The organism is Streptomyces sp. NPDC043867 (genome assembly GCF_056435845.1).
Genome location: NZ_JBWKDS010000011.1, coordinates 189,198 through 211,541 on the forward strand (window position 1 = coordinate 189,198; position 22,344 = coordinate 211,541).

General features: G+C 72.0%; 17 protein-coding genes. 4 read left to right on the forward strand and 13 right to left on the reverse strand.

Annotation, left to right across the window (positions count from 1 at the left end):
• Positions 1–303: 303 nt before the first annotated feature.
• Positions 304–1,551 (reverse strand): AI-2E family transporter, encoded by a 1,248-nt coding sequence (locus tag AC069T_RS14070; RefSeq protein ID WP_478782972.1) that lies wholly within the window; start codon positions 1,549–1,551, stop codon positions 304–306.
• Positions 1,552–1,743: 192 nt separating this feature from the next.
• Positions 1,744–1,938 (reverse strand): DUF3046 domain-containing protein, encoded by a 195-nt coding sequence (locus AC069T_RS14075; protein ID WP_478782973.1) that lies wholly within the window; start codon positions 1,936–1,938, stop codon positions 1,744–1,746.
• Positions 1,939–2,018: 80 nt separating this feature from the next.
• On the opposite strand from AC069T_RS14075, the gene AC069T_RS14080 reads away from it, so the two are divergent.
• A complete protein-coding gene (locus tag AC069T_RS14080; protein ID WP_478782974.1) occupies positions 2,019–2,975 on the forward strand; it encodes a hypothetical protein in 957 nt (318 codons plus the stop codon).
• Positions 2,976–3,061: 86 nt separating this feature from the next.
• Here the strand turns inward: AC069T_RS14080 and AC069T_RS14085 are convergent, their stop codons facing one another.
• From AC069T_RS14085 to AC069T_RS14095, 3 genes are read right to left on the reverse strand one after another with little or no spacing between them, the layout of a single operon-like run.
• Complete coding sequence (locus AC069T_RS14085; RefSeq protein WP_476750181.1) at positions 3,062–3,370, reverse strand: AzlD domain-containing protein; 309 nt, start codon at positions 3,368–3,370, stop codon at positions 3,062–3,064.
• Positions 3,367–4,194: an AzlC family ABC transporter permease gene (locus tag AC069T_RS14090; protein WP_478782996.1), complete on the reverse strand. Its 828-nt coding sequence runs from the start codon at positions 4,192–4,194 to the stop codon at positions 3,367–3,369. Before AC069T_RS14090 ends, AC069T_RS14085 begins: the two co-directional genes overlap by 4 nt.
• 11 nt (positions 4,195–4,205) lie before the next feature.
• Positions 4,206–5,261 carry an AraC family transcriptional regulator gene (locus AC069T_RS14095; RefSeq protein ID WP_478782975.1) on the reverse strand — a complete coding sequence of 352 codons (1,056 nt, stop codon included), beginning with the start codon at positions 5,259–5,261 and terminating at the stop codon, positions 4,206–4,208.
• 238 nt (positions 5,262–5,499) lie between these two features.
• Between AC069T_RS14095 and AC069T_RS14100 the strand changes: the two genes are divergently transcribed.
• From AC069T_RS14100 to AC069T_RS14110, 3 genes are all read left to right on the forward strand, one after another.
• Positions 5,500–10,623 carry an ATP-dependent helicase gene (locus AC069T_RS14100; protein ID WP_478782976.1) on the forward strand — a complete coding sequence of 1,708 codons (5,124 nt, stop codon included), beginning with the start codon at positions 5,500–5,502 and terminating at the stop codon, positions 10,621–10,623.
• A 51-nt stretch (positions 10,624–10,674) separates the two neighbouring features.
• Positions 10,675–11,520: an Fpg/Nei family DNA glycosylase gene (locus AC069T_RS14105; RefSeq protein ID WP_478782977.1), complete on the forward strand. Its 846-nt coding sequence runs from the start codon at positions 10,675–10,677 to the stop codon at positions 11,518–11,520.
• A 219-nt stretch (positions 11,521–11,739) separates the two neighbouring features.
• A complete protein-coding gene (locus tag AC069T_RS14110) occupies positions 11,740–12,501 on the forward strand; it encodes an SDR family NAD(P)-dependent oxidoreductase (protein ID WP_478782978.1) in 762 nt (253 codons plus the stop codon).
• 764 nt (positions 12,502–13,265) lie between these two features.
• Here the strand turns inward: AC069T_RS14110 and AC069T_RS14115 are convergent.
• From AC069T_RS14115 to AC069T_RS14150, 8 genes are all read right to left on the reverse strand, one after another.
• Entirely contained in the window at positions 13,266–13,736 is a 471-nt protein-coding gene (locus AC069T_RS14115; RefSeq protein ID WP_478782979.1) for a Dps family protein, read from the reverse strand.
• A 392-nt stretch (positions 13,737–14,128) separates the two neighbouring features.
• Complete coding sequence (locus tag AC069T_RS14120; protein WP_037620346.1) at positions 14,129–14,506, reverse strand: helix-turn-helix domain-containing protein; 378 nt, start codon at positions 14,504–14,506, stop codon at positions 14,129–14,131.
• A gap of 109 nt (positions 14,507–14,615) precedes the next feature.
• Entirely contained in the window at positions 14,616–15,161 is a 546-nt protein-coding gene (locus AC069T_RS14125; protein WP_478782980.1) for a CinA family protein, read from the reverse strand.
• Positions 15,158–15,856: a CDP-diacylglycerol--glycerol-3-phosphate 3-phosphatidyltransferase gene (gene pgsA, locus AC069T_RS14130; RefSeq protein ID WP_478782981.1), complete on the reverse strand. Its 699-nt coding sequence runs from the start codon at positions 15,854–15,856 to the stop codon at positions 15,158–15,160. The genes AC069T_RS14125 and pgsA overlap by 4 nt, the downstream gene beginning before the upstream one ends.
• The gene (gene rimO, locus AC069T_RS14135) at positions 15,853–17,328 is read right to left on the reverse strand and encodes a 30S ribosomal protein S12 methylthiotransferase RimO (protein WP_478782982.1); all 1,476 of its coding nucleotides are present in this window, start codon (positions 17,326–17,328) and stop codon (positions 15,853–15,855) included. Before rimO ends, pgsA begins: the two co-directional genes overlap by 4 nt.
• 92 nt (positions 17,329–17,420) lie before the next feature.
• A complete protein-coding gene (locus tag AC069T_RS14140; RefSeq protein ID WP_478782983.1) occupies positions 17,421–18,275 on the reverse strand; it encodes a helix-turn-helix domain-containing protein in 855 nt (284 codons plus the stop codon).
• A 264-nt stretch (positions 18,276–18,539) separates the two neighbouring features.
• The gene (locus AC069T_RS14145) at positions 18,540–21,293 is read right to left on the reverse strand and encodes a DNA translocase FtsK (protein ID WP_478782984.1); all 2,754 of its coding nucleotides are present in this window, start codon (positions 21,291–21,293) and stop codon (positions 18,540–18,542) included.
• A gap of 179 nt (positions 21,294–21,472) precedes the next feature.
• On the reverse strand, positions 21,473–22,156 hold the full coding sequence (locus AC069T_RS14150) for a response regulator (protein ID WP_478782985.1): 684 nt from the start codon (positions 22,154–22,156) through the stop codon (positions 21,473–21,475).
• Between the last annotated feature and the right edge of the window lie 188 nt (positions 22,157–22,344).

A 22,344-nucleotide genomic window follows, 5' to 3' on the forward strand; every position in this document is an offset into this window, starting at 1 on the left:
GAGTCGATCGCTTCACGTCAAAGACGCTAACGCCTGCCACTGACAATGCGCCTCGACGCCCGCCCGCCCTGTGGATAACTCGGACACTTCTGCCTTAAACCCCCGCCGAAAGCCCTGCCCGAGACTCCATAAGAATGGATGTTCGATTTTAGTGTCAAGCGCACCACGCGGCTGCGCGGCGACCGGATGACCGTCCTCCGCCGCGTCCCGGGCGCGCCCCCGCTGTCCGTCCCCGCGTGCCCGGACAGCGACTGGATCACGCCTCGGCGCACAGGGCCGGTGCGCCCTGAGCCCCTGCGGCCGTTACGGGGCGGGCTCCTCCCCGGACTCCGTCTCCCGCCGCCTCCGCGCAGTTCGCGCGCGCTTCAGGAGGCTGCCCGGCCGCCGCCCCCGGTGCCCGTGGACCCGCGGGTCGTCCGTGACGTCATACCGCTTCACGTAGGCGCCCAGGAACGCCTGGAGCGTCGCGACGGCCGGGATGGCGATCAGCGCGCCGACGGCACCGAGGAGGGCGGTGCCCGCGATGACCGAGCCGAAGGCGACCGCGGGGTGGATGTCCACGGTCTTGGAGGTCAGCTTGGGTTGCAGCATGTAGTTCTCGAACTGCTGGTAGACCACGACGAAGAGCAGCACCCAGAGCGCGTACCAGGGGTTGACCGTGAAGGCGATCAGCATCGGCAGCGCGCCCGCCAGATACGTGCCGATGGTGGGCAGGAACTGGGACACCAGGCCGACCCAGACGGCGAGCACGGGCGCGTAGGGGATACCCAGGGCCTGCAGCAGGATGTAGTGCGCGACGCCGGAGACGAGCGCCATCAGACCGCGCGAGTACAGATACCCGCCCGTCTTGTCGACGGCGATCTCCCAGGCGCGCAGCACCTCGGCCTGGCGGGCCGGCGGCAGTACCGAGCAGAGTGCGCGTCGCAGCCGCGGCCCGTCGGCGGCGAAGTAGAACGAGAACAGCGCGACCGTCAGCAGCTGGAAGAGGCCGCCCAGGACCTGCGCGGACACGTCGAGGACACCCGTGGCGCTGTTCTGCACGTACTTCCGCAGCCAGTCCGAGTGGACCAGGCCTTCCTGGATGTCCACCCGTCTGAGCTCGGTGTGGAAGGTCGTGTTGATCCAGTTGATGACCGAGTCGAGATACGCCGGGAAGCCCTCGACCATCTTGATGATCTGACCGGCGAGCATCGAGCCCAGCAGCGTGATGAAGCCGGCGGTCACGATCATCACGCCCAGGAAGACCAGGAAGGCGGCCAGTCCTCTGCGCATGCCGTGCGCGGCCATCCAGCTCACCGCAGGCTCGATGGCGAGCGCCAGGAAGAACGCGATGAGGATGTTGATCAGCAGGCCGGTGAGCTGGTGGAACGCCCAACTGCCCAGCTGGAAGGCGGCGACCAGGGCAAGGGCGAGCACCATGGCGCGCGGCAGCCAGCGGGGCATGCGTCCGCCCCCCTCGGCGGCGTCCCCGGCCGGTGGGCCTGCGGGCGGCGTCGAACCGAGCGGCGACTGATGCGGGGCGACCTGCGAGGTCTCGTCTGTCGGGGCCACGGAGCAAGTCTCGCCCACGCCACCGACAATCGGCCCCCACCGTCCGATCTCGTGACCCTTCAGCCGCTTCGGTTACGACTCGCCACGGACTTCGGCTTCGGCCTTCACGGTCCCCGTCGCCCCACCTCGGACCGCTCCTGCTGCTTTCGCGATCCCCGTCGCCCACCTCGGACGGGCTCCGGCTGCCTCGCGTCAGCGGTTCTCGTGCGGGACGTTCATGGTCGCGCACACCGCGCGCCACACGTCCTTGGCCTCCCAGCCCGCGTCCAGCGCCTGGTGCACCGTGCGCCCGCCGAGCTCCGTCATCACGTGATCACGCGCGAAGGTGTCGGCGTACCCCGTTCCGAAGTGATCCGCCATTCGCTGCCAGAAGACCGTCAACCGCATGACTCCAGTATCCCGCCCCTGAGGGTGGGCCCCGGCCGGTACCCCTTGCCGGAAACGCTTTCCGTCCTACGGTCTGCCCCATGGACGAATCAGGAGCATCCCCACTCCCCCCGCCGCCCCCGGCGCGGACCCCGCTCGCGCGCGCCGAGCACTTCGTCTGGCTCACCGCGCGCGTGCTGGAGCAGCGCCGGTTCGAATACCACTTCCTCGACGACGGCGACGACCGGGGCGCCGACGCGGTGGAGACGGCACTGGCCGCGTACCGCAACGAGGACGGGGGGTACGGTCACGCACTCGAGCCCGATCTGCGCGGTCCCGTGAGCCAGCCCCTGCACACGGCTCACGCGCTGCGCGTCCTGGACTCCGTCGGGCGGTGCGGCGGACAGCGGGTGGAGCGTGTCTGCCGCTATCTGACCTCCGTGGCGACACCGGACGGTGCCCTGCCCACGGTCCATCCCAGCCAGCGCGGCTATCCGGCCGCTCCGTTCGTGCCGGTCGTCGACGATCCGCCGAGCGACCTTCTCGCCACCGGCCCCGTGGTGGGTCTGCTGCACCGCAACGAGGTGTGGCACGCGTGGCTGTTCCGGGCCACCGACTTCTGCTGGCAGGCGGTGGAGTCCCTGGAGAAGTCCCATCCGTACGAGGTCGAGGCCGCGGTCGCCTTCCTGGACTCGGTGCCCGACCGTTCGCGCGCGGAGGCTGCCGCCGACCGGCTGGGCCGCCTCGTGCGCGAGCACCGGCTCGCGGTTCTGGACCCGGCGCGTCCCGCCGCGTACCCGGTGGCACCCGGTTACGCACCGGGCGAGCATCACTTCCCGTACGACTACGCGCGTACTCCGGACTCGCTCGCGCGCGCGTGGTTCACGGACGACGAGATGGCCCGCTCACTGGACCGGCTGACGGGCGAGCAGCAGGAGGACGGCGGCTGGCCGGTCCGCTGGCGCCAGTGGGCACCGGGCACGGCCCTGGAGTGCCGCCCCATGGTGACCATTGAGGCACTGCGCACCCTGCGGGCGTACGGGCGGGCCGTCGACTGAGGGCCGGCGTGGGGCGCCCCGGCCCGTGGCGGTCGGCCCGTGGCGGGGTCGTACGCGTGCGTGCGTGCGGGCTGCGAGCCGCGGCGTCAGCCCGTCAGCGCCCGCACTCCCGCCGTCACCACCACGGCCGCCAGGACGACGAGAAGGAAGGGCGCCCGCAGGATCAGGGCCACCGCGGCCGCGGCGAGTCCGGCGGCCTTGGCGTCCAGCACCAGCGCGTGCCCGTCGGCGAAGGTCTGCTGGGCCGTGAGAGCGGAGAGGAGGGCGACCGGCAGGAGCGCCGCGAGGCGCTGGACGAGGGGGCGTTCCAGCAGGCCCGCGGGGACCAGCAGCCCGAGGAGCTTGACGAGGTAGCAGCCGACGGCGGTCGCGCCGATCGCGATCCAGATGTTCAACGTTCTTCCTTCTGTGCCTTCTCGGGTGCTTCCCGCGGTGCTGCCCCGTGTGCGTCCTGCGGCGCTGCCCCGTGTGCTTCCTGCGGCGCGTCCTGCGGCGCTGCCCGTTCTGATTTCTGCTGTGCGTCGCCGGCGGTGGTCGTCGACCGGCGTCCCGTCGCCCAGAGGACGGCGGGGGCGGCCAGGGCGGCCACCAGGACCGGCACGCCGGCGGGCAGGACGGGCAGGAGACCGAGCCCCAGGACGACGGCGAGGCCCGCCACCGTGCGCTCGGTCGCGGACTTGAGCATCGGTGCGAGAAGCGCCAGGAAGACGGCGGGCCCGGCGGCGTCCAGCCCCCACGCGTCGGTGTCGCCGATGGCTTCGGCACCGGCCGCGCCCAGCAGTGTGGTGAGGTTCCACAGCACGTAGAGGGTGAGTCCGGTGACCGTGAACCCGATGCGGACACCGCGCCGCGTGGGCTGGGCGAGGGCCACAGCCGTGGTCTCGTCGATGACCCACTGCGCGGCGAACGGCCGCACCGCGCGCGGGAGGGCCAGCAGTTGCGAGAGACGCAGTCCGTAGAACGCGTTCCGCACGCCCAGGAAGAACGCTCCGGCAGCCGCCGTCAGCGGGTTGCCCCCGGCGGCGAGCGCGCCCACGAGGGCGAACTGCGAGGCACCGGTGAACACCAGAAGGCTGAGCGCGCAGGTCTGCAGCAGCGTCAACCCGCTGCCCGCCGAGGTCACCCCGAAGGCGAACCCGGACAGTCCGACGGCGACCCCGACCCCGAGCGCGTCGCGCACGACGGCAGAGTCGGCTTTCCCGACCCGCTCAGCGTCCAGTCCGCCCCCTCCTACCTGGCCTCCTTCATCGGTCTGCCGGCCTTCCTGGCCTGGCTCACCGTTCTGGCGGCCTTCCTGGCTTGCTTCACCGGCCTGCTTGTTCTGCCCGCCATGGCGGTCCCGGTTGTCCCGGCCGTCCCGGCCGCCGAGGTCGTCCGGTCCGTTCTGGCTGCGTATGTCTGCGGTCGCCGACTGTTCTCCCACGCCCCTGACGATAGGAGCGGGTCTCCCTGCCGGTCTTGTACGTTCTTGCGCTCGCGCTGGTACGCGCCGGGGGGCACACCCACGATCCGGGTGAAGTGGCGGTTCAGGTGCGGCTGGTCGGTGAAGCCGACGGCGACGGCGGCCTCCACGGGGGCGGTACCGGCGTCCAGGAGGTGCCGTGCCCGTCGGACGCGGGCGTCGGTCAGCCAGGTGTGGGGCGGCATCCCGTAGGTGTCCCGGAACGCCCGCAGCAGCGCGAAGGGACTGACGCCGAGATCGGCGGCGAGCCGCTCCAGGGACGGCGGATCTGCCATCCGCTCCTCCAGCACGGCACGCGCGCGTGCGGCGACGCGGGCACCCGCGGTGTGTACGACCCGGTGCGGCATCGGCCCGCCGTTCAGCCGCAGGAGCCGGGTCACCGCCACCCGCAGCAGGGTGTCCGCGGCGAGTGCGTTGCCCTCGTCGGCTGCCCGGAGCACCTGGTGGACCAGGCCGGCGGCGTACGGATCGTCCAGCACCGGACTCGTGAAGCCGGGGGTTCCGCGGATGGTCGTGGTCTCTGCGGCGATCTCCGCCACCAGTCCGGGCGACGGGTACACGGCCCCGTACCGCCAGCCTTCGGGAACGCCGGCGCGGCCCGTGTGCGGAGTGTCCGGATTGACCAGGGCCAGGCAGCCGGGGCCCGCGTACCGGTCGGCGCCGCCGTGGTGGAAGACCTCGACGCCGTCGGCGATGGCGGCGATCACGAAGTTCTCGTGGGTGTGCCGCACGAAGATCTTCTCGACGTAACTGGCCCGCAGCAGGTCGACACCGGGCAGTTCCGCGTACTGCCAGTGCCGTGCCCGCTCCCCGGAACCCGCCATGTCCTCCATTCTGCGCCATGCGCCGAAGCCATCCCGGGCGGTGCGACGCGGGCGGGCGGCCACGGGCCGGGCCGAGGCTCAGCAGACCGCTGCCAGGGACCGCGCCCGGCGACGGGTCGAACCGGCCCAGGAGCGGGCTGTCGGCGGCCCTCGCCGCCCGGCCATCTGTCCACGCCGCACCCACACCCCGTTTTCGCAGGTCAGGCGCATTGTCAGTGGTCGGGTGCAGGATGGACGCATGGCGAGCTCTGCACACCGAGCCCTCGAGGGCTTCTCCCCCGCGACCCGTGGCTGGTTCACGGGGGCCTTCTCCGCGCCCACCGCCGCCCAGGCCGGGGCGTGGAAGGCGACCCGTGAGGGCTCGGACGTGCTCGTGGTCGCCCCGACCGGCTCCGGCAAGACCCTGGCCGCCTTCCTCGCCGCGCTCGACCAGCTGGCCTCGACCCCGCCACCGGCCGACCCGAAGAAGCGCTGCCGGGTGCTGTACGTGTCACCGCTCAAGGCCCTCGCCGTCGACGTGGAGCGCAATCTGCGCAGCCCCCTGACCGGCATCCGGCAGGAGGCGGTCCGGCTCGGCCTGCCCGAGCCGGAGGTGAAGGTGGGCATCCGCTCCGGAGACACCCCTCCCGCCGAGCGCCGGGCCCTGTCCACCCGCCCGCCCGACATCCTGATCACGACGCCGGAGTCGCTGTTCCTGATGCTGACGTCGGCCACGCGCGACGCGCTGACCGGCATCGAGACGGTGATCCTGGACGAGGTGCACGCCGTCGCGGGCACCAAGCGCGGTGCGCATCTGGCGCTCTCCCTGGAGCGTCTCGACGAGCTGCTGCCCAGGCCCGCACGCCGGATCGGCCTGTCGGCGACGGTGCGCCCCGTCGACGAGGTCGCGCGCTATCTGTCACCGCGCCGCAAGGTGGAGATCGTCCAGCCGCCGTCCGGCAAGGAGTTCGACCTCTCCGTCGTCGTCCCGGTGGAGGACCTCGGCGAGCTGGGCGGCTCCCCGGTCGCCGACGGCAAGGAGGGAGCCGAGAAGCCCTCCATCTGGCCGCACGTCGAGGGGCGGATCACCGACCTCGTCCTGTCCCACCGCTCGACGATCGTGTTCGCCAACTCCCGCCGCCTGGCGGAGAGGCTGTGCAACCGGCTCAACGAGATCGCCTACGAGCGGGCGACCGGCGAGCCCCTGGACGAGCACCACTCCCCGGCCCAGCTGATGGGCGGATCGGGCGCGGCCCAGGGTGCTCCCACGGTCATCGCCCGCGCCCACCACGGATCGGTCTCCAAGGAGCAGCGCGCGCTCGTCGAGGAGGACCTCAAGGCGGGGCGCCTGCCCGCGGTGGTCGCGACGTCCAGTCTCGAGCTGGGCATCGACATGGGTGCGGTGGACCTGGTCATCCAGGTGGAGTCGCCCCCCTCCGTGGCCTCCGGCCTCCAGCGTGTGGGCCGGGCCGGTCACCAGGTGGGCGCGGTCTCCACGGGCGTCGTCTTCCCGAAGTACCGGGGCGACCTCGTCCAGGCGGCCGTGGTCACCGAGCGGATGCGCACCGGCTCGATCGAGTCCCTCCGGGTCCCCGCCAACCCGCTGGACGTGCTGGCCCAGCAGATCGTCGCCATGACCGCCCTCGACACCTGGCAGTTCGACGACCTCCTCGCCACGGTCCGCCGCGCCGCGCCCTTCGCCGCGCTTCCGGAGTCGGCGTTCACGGCCGTGCTCGACATGCTCGCCGGCCGCTATCCGTCGGACGCCTTCGCGGAGCTGCGTCCGCGCGTGGTGTGGGACCGGGTCGCCGGCACGATCACCGGCCGCCCCGGCGCCCAGCGCCTCGCCGTCACCTCCGGGGGCACGATTCCGGACCGCGGTCTCTTCGGCGTGTTCCTCGCGGGCGCCGATCCCAAGAAGGGCGGCGGCCGGGTCGGTGAGCTCGACGAGGAGATGGTCTACGAGTCCCGGGTCGGTGACGTCTTCACGCTCGGCACCAGCTCCTGGCGCATCGAGGACATCACCCGCGACCGCGTCCTGGTCTCGCCCGCGCCCGGCGTCCCCGGCCGGCTGCCGTTCTGGAAGGGCGACCAGCTGGGCCGGCCCCTCGAACTGGGGCGCGCGCTCGGCGCGTTCCTCCGCGAGGTCGGTTCCCTCTCCAAGGAGGACGCCCGTCTGCGGCTCCTCGCCGCCGGACTCGACGACTGGGCCACGGACAACGTCCTGTCGTACCTGGCCGAGCAGCGTGAGGCCTGCGGGCACATCCCGGACGACCGCACCATCGTCGTGGAGCGGTTCCGTGACGAACTGGGCGACTGGCGGGTCGTCGTGCACTCCCCGTTCGGCGCCCAGGTGCACGCCCCCTGGGCGCTCGCGCTCGGCGCCAAGCTGTCCGAGCGGTACGGCATGGACGCCCAGGTCATGCACGCCGACGACGGCATCGTGCTGCGGCTGCCCGACGCCGACCTGATGGGCCTGGACCTCCTCGACCAGGAGCCCGTCAAGCTCGGCAGGGAGTACGACGCCGAGCGGGCCCCCATCGGCGCCGCCGACGTCACCTTCGACAAGGGCGAGGTCGACCAGGTCGTCACCGACCAGGTCGGCGGCTCGGCACTCTTCGCGTCGCGGTTCCGCGAGTGCGCCGCCCGCGCGCTGCTGCTGCCGCGCCGCAGTCCCGGCAAGCGCACCCCGTTGTGGCAGCAGCGTCAGCGAGCAGCCCAGCTGCTCCAGGTGGCGAGCGAGTTCGGCTCCTTCCCCATCGTCCTGGAGGCGGTCCGCGAATGCCTCCAGGACGTCTTCGACGTGCCGGGCCTGACGGAACTGATGGGCGACATCGAGTCCCGTAAGGTGCGCCTGGTCGAGGTCACCACTCCGGAGCCGTCGCCGTTCGCCCGCTCGCTGCTGTTCGGTTACGTCGCCCAGTTCCTGTACGAGGGCGACTCGCCCCTCGCCGAGCGCCGCGCCGCCGCCCTGTCCCTGGACTCTCGGCTGCTGGCCGAGCTGCTGGGCCAGGCGGAGCTGCGCGAGCTGCTCGACGCCGACGTGCTGACCGAGCTGGAGCAGGAGCTCCAGTGGCTCACCGAGGACCGCCGCATCAAGGACGTGGAAGGCGTCGCGGACCTGCTGCGCGTGCTCGGCCCGCTCACGGACGCCGAGCTGGCCGAGCGCGGCGCCGAACCGCAGTGGGCCCGGGATCTGGCGGGGGCCCGTCGCGCCATCGGGGTCCGGGTCGCGGGGGCCGACCACTGGGCGGCGATCGAGGACGCCGGCCGTCTGCGCGACGCGCTGGGCACGGCACTGCCCGTCGGTGTCCCGGAGGCCTTCACCGAGCCGGTGAAGGACCCGCTGGGTGATCTCCTCGCCAGGTTCGCCCGGACCCACGGCCCGTTCACGTCCGCCGCCGCCGCGGCCCGCTTCGGGCTCGGCACGGCCGTCACCGAGGGGGCGTTGCAGCGGCTCGCGGCCAGCGGACGTGTCGTGCAGGGGGAGTTCCATCCGGCGGGCATCGGTCAGGAGTGGTGCGACGCGGCCGTCCTGCGCCGGCTGCGACGCCGGTCCCTGGCCGCTCTGCGCCACGAGCTGGAGCCGGTGCCGCCCGCCGCGCTCGCCCAGTTCCTGCCCCAGTGGCAGCACGTCGACAGCGGACACGGCCTTCGCGGTGTCGACGGACTGGTCCGTGCCGTCGAGCAGTTGCAGGGCGCGTCGGTGCCGGCGTCCGCTCTGGAGAAGCTGGTCCTGCCGTCCCGCGTCGCGAGCTACACACCCGCGATGCTCGACGAGCTCACCGCAGCCGGGGAAGTCGTCTGGGCCGGCGCCGGCGCACTGCCCGGAAAGGACGGCTGGGTCTCGCTCTACCTTGCGGACGCGGCCCCGCTCCTCCTGCCCTCACCACACCCGCTTGAGCTGACCGCCCTCCACGAGTCCGTCCTGGGCACCCTCTCCGGAGGCTACGGACTGTTCTTCCGCCAGATCGCCGACCAGGTCCGCGCCACCACCCATCCCGACGTCACCGATCCCCAACTGGCCGACGCCGTCTGGGACCTGGCCTGGTCCGGCCGCCTGACGAACGACACCCTCGCGCCGATGCGTTCCGTCCTGGGCTCGGGGCGCACCGCCGGTTCCACGGCCCACCGCGCGAAGCGCTCGGTCCCGCGCGGCCGGTACGGCTCCCTGACCGGCGCGGCGCGCCCGCAGTCCCGTACGGGCCCCCCGACCGTCGCCGGCCGCTGGTCGCTGCTGCCCGACCGCGAGGCCGATCCAACAGTGCGCGCCCACGCCCTGGCCCGCACTCTGCTCGACCGCCACGGAGTGGTGACCCGGGGCGCCGTCGCCGCGGAGGGCGTCGAGGGCGGCTTCTCCGCGGTCTACCGCATCCTGTCCGCCTTCGAGGAGACCGGGCAGGCCCGTCGCGGCTACGTGGTGGAAGGCCTCGGTGCCGCGCAGTTCGCGATGGACGGTGCGGTGGACCGGCTGCGCGCGGCCGCGAACGCGCGTGACCGGGGCGAAGCTCTGCCCGCCCAGGGCTTCTCGTCCGGCTTCCCGGCCGCGGATCCCGGTTACCAGCCCGATTTCGCCAAGGGGTCCCGGGGCGGTTCCGACTTCCGGTCGGACTTCCTCGCCGAGTCCCGAGGCGGCCCCGCCTCCCCCGCGACGGACGGAGGCGCCCCCGGGTTCGGTCCTGACCTCGCCCCCGACTTCCCGGGCGACTTCGCCGTACCCTCCGGCTCGCCCGACCACTTCGGCGAGCCCCCGGACTCTCCCGACTCCCCCGACGGCCCGGCAGGGTCAGGCTTTCCCGGTGATTCCGGCGCCCCCGGTGACTTCACCTTCCCCGGCGACCTCGCCTCGCCGAACGGGGCCGACCCGTTCGCCACCGGCGCCCGTTCGGCGGGCCCGGGCTTCCCCGGCCGTCCCACCGGAAGCCGCGGTTACGCGAACGGCTCCTATGCGAACGGCGGCGGGCCCGGCGGCCGGAACCGGTCGAACGGAACCTCCCGGGCCGTGGTCCTCGCAGCCGCCGACCCCGCGAACGCGTACGGCGCGGCGCTGTCCTGGCCCGAGCCCCCGACGGGCGCCGGACACAAGCCGGGCCGCAAGGCCGGCTCCCTGGTCGTCCTGGTCGACGGCGAGCTGACCCTCTACATGGAGCGAGGCGGCAAGACCCTGCTGGCCTGGCCGTCCGCGCCCGAGACCGACGCCACGGACGATCCGCGCCTCCGGGCGGCCGCGGAGGCCCTCTCCACGGCCGCCCGGGCAGGTTCCCTCGGCACGGTCACCGTCGAGCGGGTCAACGGCGCCTCGGCGCTCACCTCCCCCTTCGGCACCCTCCTGGAGGGAGCGGGTTTCATCGCGAACCCGCGCGGCCTGCGCATCCGCGCATGAGTGAGCCGGCGCCACCGGCGCTGTCCCCCGACCCGTGCCACCCTTGAACCCATGCCTGAAGGAGACACCGTCTGGCAGGCGGCGAAGCGACTGCACATCGCCCTCGCGGGCAAGGTGCTGACCCACGCCGACCTGCGCGTGCCCAAGTTGGCCACGGCCGATCTCACCGGCCGCGCCGTCCTGGACGTCACGCCGCGCGGAAAGCACCTCCTCACCCGGATCGAAGGCGGCCTGACGCTCCACTCGCACCTGCGTATGGACGGCTCCTGGAAGGTGTTCGAGAACGGGCGGCGCTGGTCCGGCGGCCCCGCCCACCAGATCCGCGCCGTCCTGGGCAACGCGGACCGCACGGCCGTCGGCTACCGGCTGCCCGTACTGGAGCTGTTGCGCACCGCCGACGAGGACCGTGCGGTCGGCCACCTCGGTCCGGACCTGCTGGGCCCCGACTGGGACCCCGACACGGCCCTGGCCAACCTGTTGCGCGAGCCCGGCCGGGCCCTCGGCGAGGCCCTGCTCGACCAGCGCAATCTCGCCGGAATCGGCAACGTCTTCAAGAGCGAGCTGTGCTTCCTCCTCGGCGTCACCCCCTGGCTGCCCGTCGGCGAGCTTCCCGCCGAGCGCACCGCCTACCTCCCGGCGCTCGCCCAGAAACTCCTCGAGGTCAACAGGGAGCGCCCGGACCGCCAGACCACGGGCCTGCGCGAGCAGCGGCTGTTCGTGTACGGGCGGGCGTCCCGCCCGTGCCTGCGGTGCGGGACCCGTATCCGTCTGGCCGACCAGGGCGACGGCTCCCGCGAGCGCCCCACCTACTGGTGCCCGTCCTGCCAGACGGGCCCCACACCGCCGCGCACGACTCCCCGGGCCGCGGGACCCTCGACCCGCTCCGCACCCCGCTGAACCTCCGGTGGATCACGGCCCCTCAGGAACGGCCACACCCGGCAGCACCGCACCCGACCCGGCGGACCCCGAACCGCACCGGCCAGCACCCGGACCGCCCGGACCACCCGGACCATCCCCAGCACCCCGCAACACCCCATCCGGCGCGCACCCACCCCGCACGACTCCACCCCGCACACCTAATTGACGCCCCGTCAGAAATGCTCGTACCGTCCTTCCATGCCCCTCACGGCGTACGACCTCACCGGCCGCACGGCCTTCGTCACCGGCGCCGCGAGCGGTATCGGCAGTGCCTGTGCCGTCCTGCTCGCCCGGACGGGAGCCGGGGTGCACTGCGCGGACCGCGACGAGCAGGGCCTGCACGAGACGGCGGCCCTGATCGAGGACGAGGGCGGTACCGCCCGCATCCACCGGCTCGACGTGACCGACCGGACCGGGCTGCGGAAGGCTGTCGAGTCCTGCGAGCGGCTCGACGTCATGGCGGCGGTCGCGGGGATCATGCACAGCAGTCCGGTCCTGGAGACGCGGGAAGAGGACCTCGACCGGGTGTGGAGCGTCAACTTCAAGGGCGTGCTGTACGCCTGCCAGGAAGCCGCTCGCCACATGATCGCGCGGCAGGTGCGGGGCAGCATCGTCACGATGGCTTCCGGCGCCGTCGACACCGGAGGGCCCGGCCTGCTCTGCTACGGCGTGGCGAAGGCGGCCGTCGTCCAGCTCACCAGGACGCTGGCGACGGAGATCGGCCCGCACGGGATCCGCGTGAACGCCGTGGCGCCCGGCTGGGTCCGCACGCCGATGACCGACCGGCACGGGAAGGCGCAGGCGCACACCGAGGCGTTCATGGCCCGGATGTCACCCCTGGGCCGGGTCGGCGAACCCGAGGACGTCGCCCACGCCGTCCTCCACCTGGCCTCCGACGCCTCGTCCTTCACCACGGGACAGATCCTCCGCCCGAACGGCGGCGTGGCCATGCCCTGGTGACCCACGGACAGTCGAAGGGGGTACCGGACAGCCACGCACGTCCCCAGCGCTTTCGGCGGGAGAAGACCCGACCTCACCCCCATCGCATCGCAAGCCGCCCGCCCCCGCCGGACGCCCACGACCCCTCAGCCCCCCACCGCTCCCCAAACGCCCCCCGCGATGTTGCAGCACCCCCGGCACCACGGCACCACGGCACCTCGCACCCCCGTGCCCTACATCCCCCGCTCTCCCCCGGACCCTGGTCGCCCCGTCCCGGCCGTCCCGGAACTCCGTATCGCCTGCTGGTCCGCGGCCACCGCCCGTGCAGCCCGCGCCTTCGGCGCGCAGTGCACGGGCAGCAGGCCCAGCCCCCACCCTCCGGCCGCGACGGCTCCCTCCCACACCCCTGCGTCAGGAGCCAGCGCGAGCCGGAGGATCCCCCACCACCACAGCCCCCCGAGCGTCAGCGTCGCCCCCCAGCGCGCTATCCGCCCTGCCATGGCGGCCACCTCCGGCCCGACGCTAGACCGCCGCTCTCGCCGGCCGGGAGGGCGCACCACCGGCACAGAGGCGCACCGCACGCACACACGCGCCTCTTCCTGACAGGACCCCGGCGCGCCACAGCATCGGACGCCGGGCGTTCTTCTCCACGCGCCCACGACGCGCCCTGCCCACGGACGCGCGCGGGTTCCCGCACACATGAGGTCCGCCGCGGCCCCGTACCCGGCGGGTTCCGGCGCCCGGCGGGCCCCGGTGGTCCGGATCGCCCGCGCTTCACTCCGGCCTCAGCCGTTCTCCGCCTGGAACATCCAGTGGTGCTTCTCCAGATCCGCGGTGATCCCGATGAGGAGGTCCTGGCTGACGGGGTCCGGGTTCTCCGTCGACTTCACCCGCTCCCGCATCCGCGTGATCACGGCGCCCAGCGCTTCCACGAGCGTCCCCACGGCGTCCGCGTCCTTGACCCAGCCGTCGGTGACGGTCCCGATCCCGCTGCCGGAGGCGACCGTCGCCGCGCGGCCGTCGGGTGAGACGCCCAGCGCCGAGGCACGCTCGGCCACCGTGTCGGAGTGCAGCCGCGCACTGGCCACCACGTCGTCCAGCTGAAGATGGACGGACCGGAAGCGCGGCCCGACCACGTTCCAGTGGACCTGCTTGGCCACCAGGGAGAGGTCCACCAGATCGACCAGCGCGCCCTGCAGTGCCTCGGACACGATCTTCAGGTCCGCGTCGGACAACGGGCTCTTCACGACGTACATCCGAATCCTCCGATTCAAGATCACTCAGTACGGCCCCGAGCCACCGCCTCTCCACCATGACCGCCCCCGGGCACACCGGCAAACGGGGTTCCGCCGCGCCCGCGGCAAAGCGAGAGCCCCGCCCGGTCCCCTCCGGGTCTCCCCGGAGAAGCCCCGGCCGGGGCTCTCGCTGACGTGGTGCAGTGCAGACCGCGAGATCGTGACCGCTAGGGCCTGTCGTTTGGATCATGCCGGCGTCGCGGGGTCTGGCACGCACATCTGCGGCGTTGTCGTCGGTCGCCGACGCTCCGCGTCGACTCCCTCCTCCGCCTTGCAGCTGCACGCGCCAGACCCCACTCGGGTCGGTCAGGACGAACCGTCGGTCACAGCCAGCCTGATCCAAACGACAGGCCCTAGGCCGCGACGACGTCGACGGCCTCGGCGGGTGCCTTGATCGTGACCCGTTCCGGTGGCACACCGGTCACGGATACGGAATTGAGCATCGGGCGACGCACCGGTGCGGGCACCGGTTCGGTGGCAGCAGCCGACTGTGCCAGCTCGGCGAGGGCGAGCTCGTCGCTCACTTCCCGCATGAGCTCGGACATCCGTACGTCAAGCGCGTCGCAGATCGCGGAGAGCAGCTCGGAGGATGCCTCCTTCTGCCCCCGCTCCACCTCGGAGAGATAGCCGAGTGAGACTCGGGCGGACGAGGAGACTTCGCGCAGAGTACGGCCCTGGCGCTGGCGCTGCCGACGCAGCACGTCACCCAGCAGGCGACGGAGCAGAATCATCGGTGGCTCCCTCCTCGGACCGCGTAGCCGCATCCTTCACGCCCCACCGTACCGCCTTGCGCCGCGGCCGTGCGGGGAGCGATGTCGTGTTCACTCAGGGCTGCAAACATCAAGTCCCCCCGTTCTGTTCCGTATCCTGTGCCCGCTCGTTTCCGGTGTGTTCGTCCGCGAGCTCCGCGAGGAGCAGCGCGAGTACGCTCCGTACACTCTCCATACGAATTTCCGCACGGTCGCCGTTCAACCGCAGGGACGCCACTTTCCCGCCAACATCGGCATCCGTTTTCCCCGTCGAGGGTCCGTCGACGGCGACGAAAACGGTACCGACCGGCTGTCCATCCTGGCTGTCGGGACCGGCGACGCCGGTGGTCGCGATCCCCCAGTCCGCGCCGAGTGCCTTGCGGACGCCGGCTGCCATCTGGGCCGCGACCTGCGGATCCACCGCGCCGCGCTCGGCCAGGAGAGTGGCGTCGACCCCGAGCAGTTCGTGCTTGAGCGGGGTGGCGTACGCGGTGACGGAACCCCGGAAGGCCTTGGACGCCCCGGGGGTCCCGGTGATCTCAGCGGCCACCAGGCCACCAGTGAGCGACTCGGCGACGGCGAGCGTCTCACCCCTCACCGTGAGTAGTCGCAGCACCTCAGCGGCCTCGGAACTCACCGCTCGGCCTCCCCGGCGGTCGCCCGGCGCGCGGCGATTCCCTGCCTGCGCAGCACAATGGCCTGTCTTACGTAGTCGAGTCCCGTCACCACGGTCAGGGCGACCGCCACGGCCATCACCCAGAACCTCAGACTCGCCAGCGGCCCCGTCAGTGCCAGCACGTACATCCCGACCGCGGTGCCCTGCGCCAGCGTCTTCATCTTGCCGCCGCGGCTGGCCGGAATGACCCCGTAGCGGATCACCAGGAAACGCAGCAGGGTGATCCCGAGCTCACGCCCGAGGATCACCCCCGTCACCCACCACGGCAGATCGCCGAGCGAGGACAGACAGATCAGCGCCGCGCCCATGATCGCCTTGTCGGCGATGGGGTCGGCGATCTTCCCGAAGTCGGTGACCAGGTTGTAGGTGCGCGCCAAGTGGCCGTCGAAGATGTCGGTGATCATGGCGACGGCGAAGGCGGCCCAGGCCCACGCGCGCCACACGGGGTCGTACCCGCCGTCGGCCAGCAGCAGCAGTACGAAGCCCGGCACGAGTGCGAGCCGGAGCATGGTGAGGAGATTCGCGACGTTCCAGAGGCTGGCCTGATCGACGGCCGCAGCGCCCAGCTTTCGCACCGGCTTCGTTCCGTCCGGAGCGCCGGGCGTGCCCGGGGCGCTGGGGGAACTGTCCGCCGCGGATGCCGGGACTCCGGTCATCTGCCCGCCTCCTCGGTCCCCGCGGACGAGCCCGGGAGCGGCTCGGCCACCAGGTCGACACCTTCCGTACCGACCACCTTTGCCTCGACCATACGACCGACGGTCAGGCCCGCGCTGCTCGTGAACAGCACCTGGCCGTCCGTCTCCGGCGCCTGGTGGGCGGCGCGGCCGACCGCGCCCTCCTCGTCGTCGATGGACTCGACCAGGACCTCGAGGCTCTCGCCGACGCGCTCCTCGGCGCGCTGCGCGACCAGTTCCTCGGCGAGACGCGACACGCGCGCGAGACGCTTGGCGACGACTTCCTCGTCGAGCTTGTTCTCGTAGGTCGCCGCCTCGGTTCCGTCCTCGTCGGAGTACCCGAAGACGCCGATGGCGTCGAGCCGCGCGCCCGTGAGGAAACGCTCCAGCTCGGCCAGGTCGGCCTCGGTCTCCCCGGGGAAGCCCACGATGAAGTTCGACCGCACGCCGGCCTGCGGGGCCTTGGCGCGGATCGTGTCGAGCAGCTCCAGGAAGCGGTCGGTGTCGCCGAAGCGCCGCATGGAGCGCAGCACATCGGGGGCGGAGTGCTGGAAGGACAGGTCGAAGTAGGGCGCGATGTTCGGCGTCGAGGTCAGGACGTCGATGAGCCCGGGGCGCATCTCGGCGGGCTGGAGGTAGCTGACCCGCACGCGCTCGATGCCGTCGATCTCCGCGAGCTCGGGCAGCAGCGACTCCAGCAGACGGATGTCGCCGAGGTCCTTGCCGTACGAGGTGTTGTTCTCGGAGACCAGCATGACCTCCTTGACGCCCTGCTCGGCGAGCCAGCGGGTCTCGTTCAGCACGTCGCTCGGCCGCCGCGAGATGAAGGAGCCGCGGAAGGACGGGATGGCGCAGAACGAGCAGCGCCGGTCACAGCCGGAGGCGAGCTTCACGGAGGCGACCGGGGAACCGTCCAGGCGGCGGCGCAGGGGGGCACGCGGGCCGGAGACGGGGGCCACGCCCGCCGGCAGGTCCGAGGGCGCGCCGTGGCCGGGCAGGGCCACCTCGTCGCCGGCGGACTGCCGTGCGGCCGGACTGATCGGCAGCAGCTTGCGGCGGTCGCGCGGGGTGTGCGAGGCGTGGATGCCGCCGTTCAGGATGGTCTGGAGGCGGTCGGAGATGTCGGCGTAGTCGTCGAAGCCGAGTACGCCGTCGGCCTCGGGCAGCGCCTCGGCGAGTTCCTTGCCGTACCGCTCGGCCATGCAGCCCACGGCCACGACGGCCTGGGTTCTGCCGTGCCCCTTGAGATCGTTGGCCTCCAGGAGGGCGTCCACGGAGTCCTTCTTGGCGGCCTCGACGAAACCACAGGTGTTGACGACGGCGACGTCGGCTTGCTCGGCGTCCTCCACGAGGTGCCAGCCGTCCGCCTCCAAACGGCCTGCGAGCTCCTCCGAGTCCACCTCGTTGCGGGCGCAGCCAAGAGTGACGAGTGCGACGGTACGGCGTTCAGGCATGGACTCAAGACTACTTCGTCCCGCCGATGCCCCACGTCGACGGGGTTGGCCGATCATGGCCAACCCCGTGCGCGCGCTGCCCCTCGGTCCGGTTATCCGACCTCGGGGTCGCCCTTCGTGTAGGTCAGGCGCTCGACCTGGCCCGGCTGGAAGTCGTTCTCGATCTTCTTGCCGTTCACGTACAGCTGGATGGCGCCGGCGTCACCCAGGATGAGGTTGATCTTCGTGCTGTCCTGGAAGGTCTTCGACTGGCCCTTCTTGAGCAGTCCGTCGAAGAGCATCCGGCCGTTGTGGTCCTTGGCGGAGATCCAGCTGCGGCCGTCGGTGGCGCTGACCTGGACGGTGACCTTGTCCTGGGGCGCCGCCGCGATGGCGCTGTCGGTCGGGTCCGGTTTGGGGTCGGCGGGCTTGCTCCTGGTGGGTTTGGCCGCGGTCTTGCCGGCCGTGGGCGTGGACCCCTCGGCGACCTGGGCCGCCGTGCTGTCCCCGTCGTCACCACCCTTGACCATGGTGAACCCGACGAAGCCGATCACCGCGACGATCGCGGCGACCATGGCGGCGGTCCAGTTCGGCCCGCGTCGCTCCGGGCGGATCCGTTCCGCCTCGAAGAGTGGGGCCGCGGGGGTCGGGGCGGGGCGCCCGCCGTGACCGGCGTCGTACTGCGCGAGGAGGGGGGCCGGATCGAGGTGGACGGCGCGCGCCACGGTCCGGATGTGACCGCGGGCGTAGACGTCACCACCGCAGGGCGCGAAGTCGTCCTGTTCGATGGCGTGCACGATGGCGATGCGGACCCGGGTGGCGGTGCTGACGTCGTCGACGGTCAGCCCGGCGTCGATGCGCGCCTGCCGCAGGGCGTGACCGATCGAGGGGCGTTCCGCCTCGCGATCGTCTTCGAACGGACGCTCGTCTTCGGGGGAGTTGCCGTCAGGGGAGTTGCCGATGGACACGGGGGCGCCTTTCGAGCGTGTAGCCACCTGTGCTGGAGGTTCAGTCTAGGGGGGGTACGAAAGGGTGGGGCAACCGGGCGGTGGGACTTTGTACGCCATCAGAATGGCCGGTCATCCTGATGCTGGGACATGTACCTGTCCCCTCGCTCAACTTGACGTACGCCGAAGGGAAACGGTTGCTCACGGATCCCTTACGGGTAAGTCACGTTCGAATACCCGCCTGACGCGGATCCACCCCTCGGACGGCCCGTGCGCCCCGCTTCCCTACCCTTCGGTCTCCCCGCGGATCACGGCCAGCACTCCGTCCAGCTCGTCCGCCTTCACGAGAACGTCACGCGCCTTGGAGCCCTCGCTCGGACCGACGATGTTCCGCGACTCCATGAGGTCCATCAGCCGGCCCGCCTTGGCGAAGCCGACGCGCAGCTTGCGCTGGAGCATCGAGGTGGACCCGAACTGGGTGGAGACGACCAGCTCGGCCGCCTGGCACAGCAGGTCGAGGTCGTCGCCGATGTCCTCGTCGATCTCCTTCTTCTGCTTGGTGCCCACGGTGACGTCGTCCCGGAAGACCGGCGCCATCTGGTCCTTGCAGTGCTGCACGATGGCCGCGACCTCGTCCTCGGTGACGAAGGCGCCCTGCATACGGGTCGGCTTGTTCGCCCCCATCGGCAGGAAGAGTCCGTCGCCCTTGCCGATCAGCTTCTCGGCGCCCGGCTGGTCGAGGATGACCCGGCTGTCGGCGAGCGAGGAGGTGGCGAAGGCGAGCCGGGACGGCACGTTCGCCTTGATCAGACCCGTGACGACGTCCACGGACGGCCGCTGCGTGGCGAGCACCAGGTGGATGCCGGCCGCGCGCGCGAGCTGCGTGATGCGCACGATCGCGTCCTCGACGTCGCGCGGGGCGACCATCATCAGGTCCGCGAGCTCGTCGACGATCACCAGCAGATACGGGTACGGGCTCAGCTCGCGCTCGCTGCCCTCCGGCAGCTTCACCTTGCCGTTCCTGATCGCCTCGTTGAAGTCGTCGATGTGCCGGTACCCGAACGCCGCCAGGTCGTCGTAGCGCAGGTCCATCTCCCGTACGACCCACTGGAGCGCCTCGGCGGCCCGCTTCGGGTTCGTGATGATCGGCGTGATCAGGTGCGGGATGCCCTCGTACGCGGTCAGCTCGACGCGCTTGGGGTCGACGAGCACCATGCGCACGTCCTCCGGGGTCGCGCGCACCATGACCGAGGTGATCAGGCAGTTGATGCAGGACGACTTGCCGGAGCCGGTCGCGCCGGCCACCAGGACGTGCGGCATCTTCGCCAGGTTGGCCATCACGTAGCCGCCCTCGACGTCCTTGCCGAGCGCGACCAGCATCGGGTGGTCGTCCTCGGCGGCGTCCGCGAGGCGCAGCACGTCACCGAGGTTGACCATCTCGCGGTCGGTGTTCGGGATCTCGATGCCGACTGCCGACTTGCCGGGGATCGGGCTGATGATCCGCACGTCGGGGCTGGCGACGGCGTACGCGATGTTCTTGGTGAGCGCCGTGATCCGCTCGACCTTCACGGCGGGGCCGAGCTCGACCTCGTAGCGGGTGACCGTCGGGCCGCGCGTGAAGCCGGTGACGGCGGCGTCGACCTTGAACTCCATGAAGACGTTCGACAGCGAGGCGACCACGGCGTCGTTGGCGGCGCTGCGCGTCTTGCCCGGGCCGCCGCGCTCCAGCAGGTCCAGGGACGGCAGCGCGTAGGTGATGTCCCCGGAGAGCTGGAGCTGCTCCGCGCGGGAGGGCAGTTCACGCGGCGTCTCGGGCGCGGCCTTGGTCAGGTCGGGCACGACGGCGTCGGCCCTGAACGGGTCCTGCTTCGCCGGCTTGCCACTCGCGCCGGGCCTCGCGGCCGGAGCGGTCTTGGCACGCGCGGCCGGGACCGGCGTCGTCTCCTCGTAACCGTCCCGCTCCGGGCTCACGCCCTGCGTGAGGTCGGCCACCAGCGGCGAGGGCGGCATCCCGTGCATGACGGCGCCGTCCAGCGCGGCAGCGGCGGCCGCGGCGACGTCGACTGCGTCCATGGGGCGGTCCATGTCGGGCTGCTGCACGGCGGAGCGCCGGGGGCGGCTCCGGCGCTTGGTGAGCGCCTCCTGCTCGACACCGTCCGGGTCGTACGCCTCGGGGGCGCGCGGGCGCCGGGAGCGCGCCGGCAGCGCCTCGCGCCACTGCTCGTCGTATCGCTCGTCGTCCTCGCCGAAGACGTCCGCGTCCTCGGGGGACGCGAGGATGCCGAGCTTCATGCCGAGCAGGCGCAGCCGCTGCGGAATCGCGTTGACCGGGGTCGCCGTGACGACCAGCAGCCCGAAGACGGTCAGCAGCACCAGCAGCGGTACGGCGAGGACGTCGCCCATCGTGAACGTCAGCGGGGTCGCCGCGCCCCAGCCGATCAGTCCGCCGGAGTCCCTTATCGCCTGCATGCCGTCGCTGCGCGCGGGCGCCCCGCACGCGATGTGCACCTGGCCGAGCACGCCGATCACGAGGGCGGACAGCCCGATGACGATGCGGCCGTTGGCCTCGGGCTTCTCCGGGTGCCGGATGAGGCGCGCGGCGACGATGCCGATCAGTATCGGGACGAGCAGGTCGAGCCGGCCGAAGGCGCCGGTCACCAGCATCTCGACGAGCTCGCCGACGGGCCCCTGGAGGTTCGACCACGTGCCCGCCGCGGTGATCAGCATGAGGCCGATCAGCAGCAGCGCGACGCCGTCCTTGCGGTGCGCCGGGTCGAGTCCCTTGGCACCCGCCCCTATGCCGCGGAACAGCGCTCCGACGGCGTGCGCGACGCCGAGCCAGACGGCGCGTACGAGCCGGTACACGCCCCCGGTCGGACTGGGCGCCGGCCGGGGTGGGGCTTTCCTGACGGCGGCCTTCTTGGCCGGCGCCCGTCTCGGGACGGCTTTTTTGGCGGGAGCCTTCTTCGCCGGAGCCCTCGTCGGAACGACCGCCTTCTTCGCGGGCGGCTTCTTGGCTGCGGGCTGACGTGAGGCCATGGGTGTGAGGTTACCGGTGGAGACGACAGCGGACACGTGTGCCTACTGCTTCACCCGTTCGTGTCGCCCTTGCCGGGGACCAAAACTGACGCCGGTTCACCGGTTCCGCGCCTCGCGTCACGCCGAGCCGCGCCGGGGAACGGCTTGCTCCCCGGCAGGCAACCCGCGGGTGCCGCGCGTCAGTTCTGCGAGGACACCGACGGCGCGCCGCTCCCCGTACCGGGTTCCAGGGCGTCCAGGGCCCTGCGCAGACCCGTGAGTTTGCGTTCGAGATGGGCCGCGGTCGCCACCGCGGCGGCGTCGGCGGAGTCGTCGTCGAGCTGCTTGGACAGCGCCTCGGCCTGCTCCTCGACGGCCGCGAGCCGCGCGGACAGCTCGGCGAGCAGTCCGGCCGGCTCCTTGGCGTCACCGAGCGCCGCCTTGCCGCCGCCCTCCAGCTGGAGCCGCAGCAGGGCGGCCTGCTCACGGAGTTGGCAGTTCTTCATGTAGAGCTCGACGAAGACGGAGACCTTCGCGCGCAGCACCCATGGGTCGAACGGCTTGGAGATGTAGTCCACCGCGCCCGCCGCGTACCCGCGGAACGTGTGGTGCGGGCCGTGGTTGATCGCGGTCAGGAAGATGATCGGGATGTCCCGCGTCCGCTCCCGCCGCTTGATGTGGGCGGCGGTTTCGAAACCGTCCATCCCCGGCATCTGCACGTCCAGCAGGATGACCGCGAAATCGTCGGTCAGCAGCGCTTTGAGCGCTTCCTCCCCTGACGATGCCCGCACCAGTGTCTGATCGAGCGCAGAGAGGATGGCCTCCAGCGCCAGCAGATTCTCCGGCCGGTCATCGACCAGGAGGATCTTGGCCTTCTGCACCATGGCCCGCCCTCCTCGCCCCGGCAGTGCACCGGGCGCCGCCCCAGGGGACGACTCCCTTGCGCCGCCCGTCCTTGTGCCGGTCATCGTAGCCGCACCCCGCTCGTCGCCACACCCTGTCACCGTGATGTCACTCTGCACGTAGCAGAAACGCGGCGGGAGACCAGAAGGTTCCCCGGATCCCGGGTTCT

Excerpts from the sequence above, each read along its gene's own strand:
- AC069T_RS14150 (WP_478782985.1), bottom strand. The coding sequence starts at position 22,156 with ATGGTGCAGAAGGCCAAGATCCTCCTGGTCGATGACCGGCCGGAGAAT.
- AC069T_RS14110 (WP_478782978.1), top strand. The coding sequence starts at position 11,740 with ATGCCCCTCACGGCGTACGACCTCACCGGCCGCACGGCCTTCGTCACC.
- AC069T_RS14120 (WP_037620346.1), bottom strand. The coding sequence starts at position 14,506 with ATGATTCTGCTCCGTCGCCTGCTGGGTGACGTGCTGCGTCGGCAGCGC.
- AC069T_RS14115 (WP_478782979.1), bottom strand. The coding sequence starts at position 13,736 with ATGTACGTCGTGAAGAGCCCGTTGTCCGACGCGGACCTGAAGATCGTG.
- AC069T_RS14075 (WP_478782973.1), bottom strand. The coding sequence starts at position 1,938 with ATGCGGTTGACGGTCTTCTGGCAGCGAATGGCGGATCACTTCGGAACG.
- pgsA (WP_478782981.1), bottom strand. The coding sequence starts at position 15,856 with ATGACCGGAGTCCCGGCATCCGCGGCGGACAGTTCCCCCAGCGCCCCG.
- AC069T_RS14105 (WP_478782977.1), top strand. The coding sequence starts at position 10,675 with ATGCCTGAAGGAGACACCGTCTGGCAGGCGGCGAAGCGACTGCACATC.
- AC069T_RS14100 (WP_478782976.1), top strand. The coding sequence starts at position 5,500 with ATGGCGAGCTCTGCACACCGAGCCCTCGAGGGCTTCTCCCCCGCGACC.
- rimO (WP_478782982.1), bottom strand. The coding sequence starts at position 17,328 with ATGCCTGAACGCCGTACCGTCGCACTCGTCACTCTTGGCTGCGCCCGC.
- AC069T_RS14145 (WP_478782984.1), bottom strand. The coding sequence starts at position 21,293 with ATGGCCTCACGTCAGCCCGCAGCCAAGAAGCCGCCCGCGAAGAAGGCG.
- AC069T_RS14080 (WP_478782974.1), top strand. The coding sequence starts at position 2,019 with ATGGACGAATCAGGAGCATCCCCACTCCCCCCGCCGCCCCCGGCGCGG.
- AC069T_RS14095 (WP_478782975.1), bottom strand. The coding sequence starts at position 5,261 with ATGGCGGGTTCCGGGGAGCGGGCACGGCACTGGCAGTACGCGGAACTG.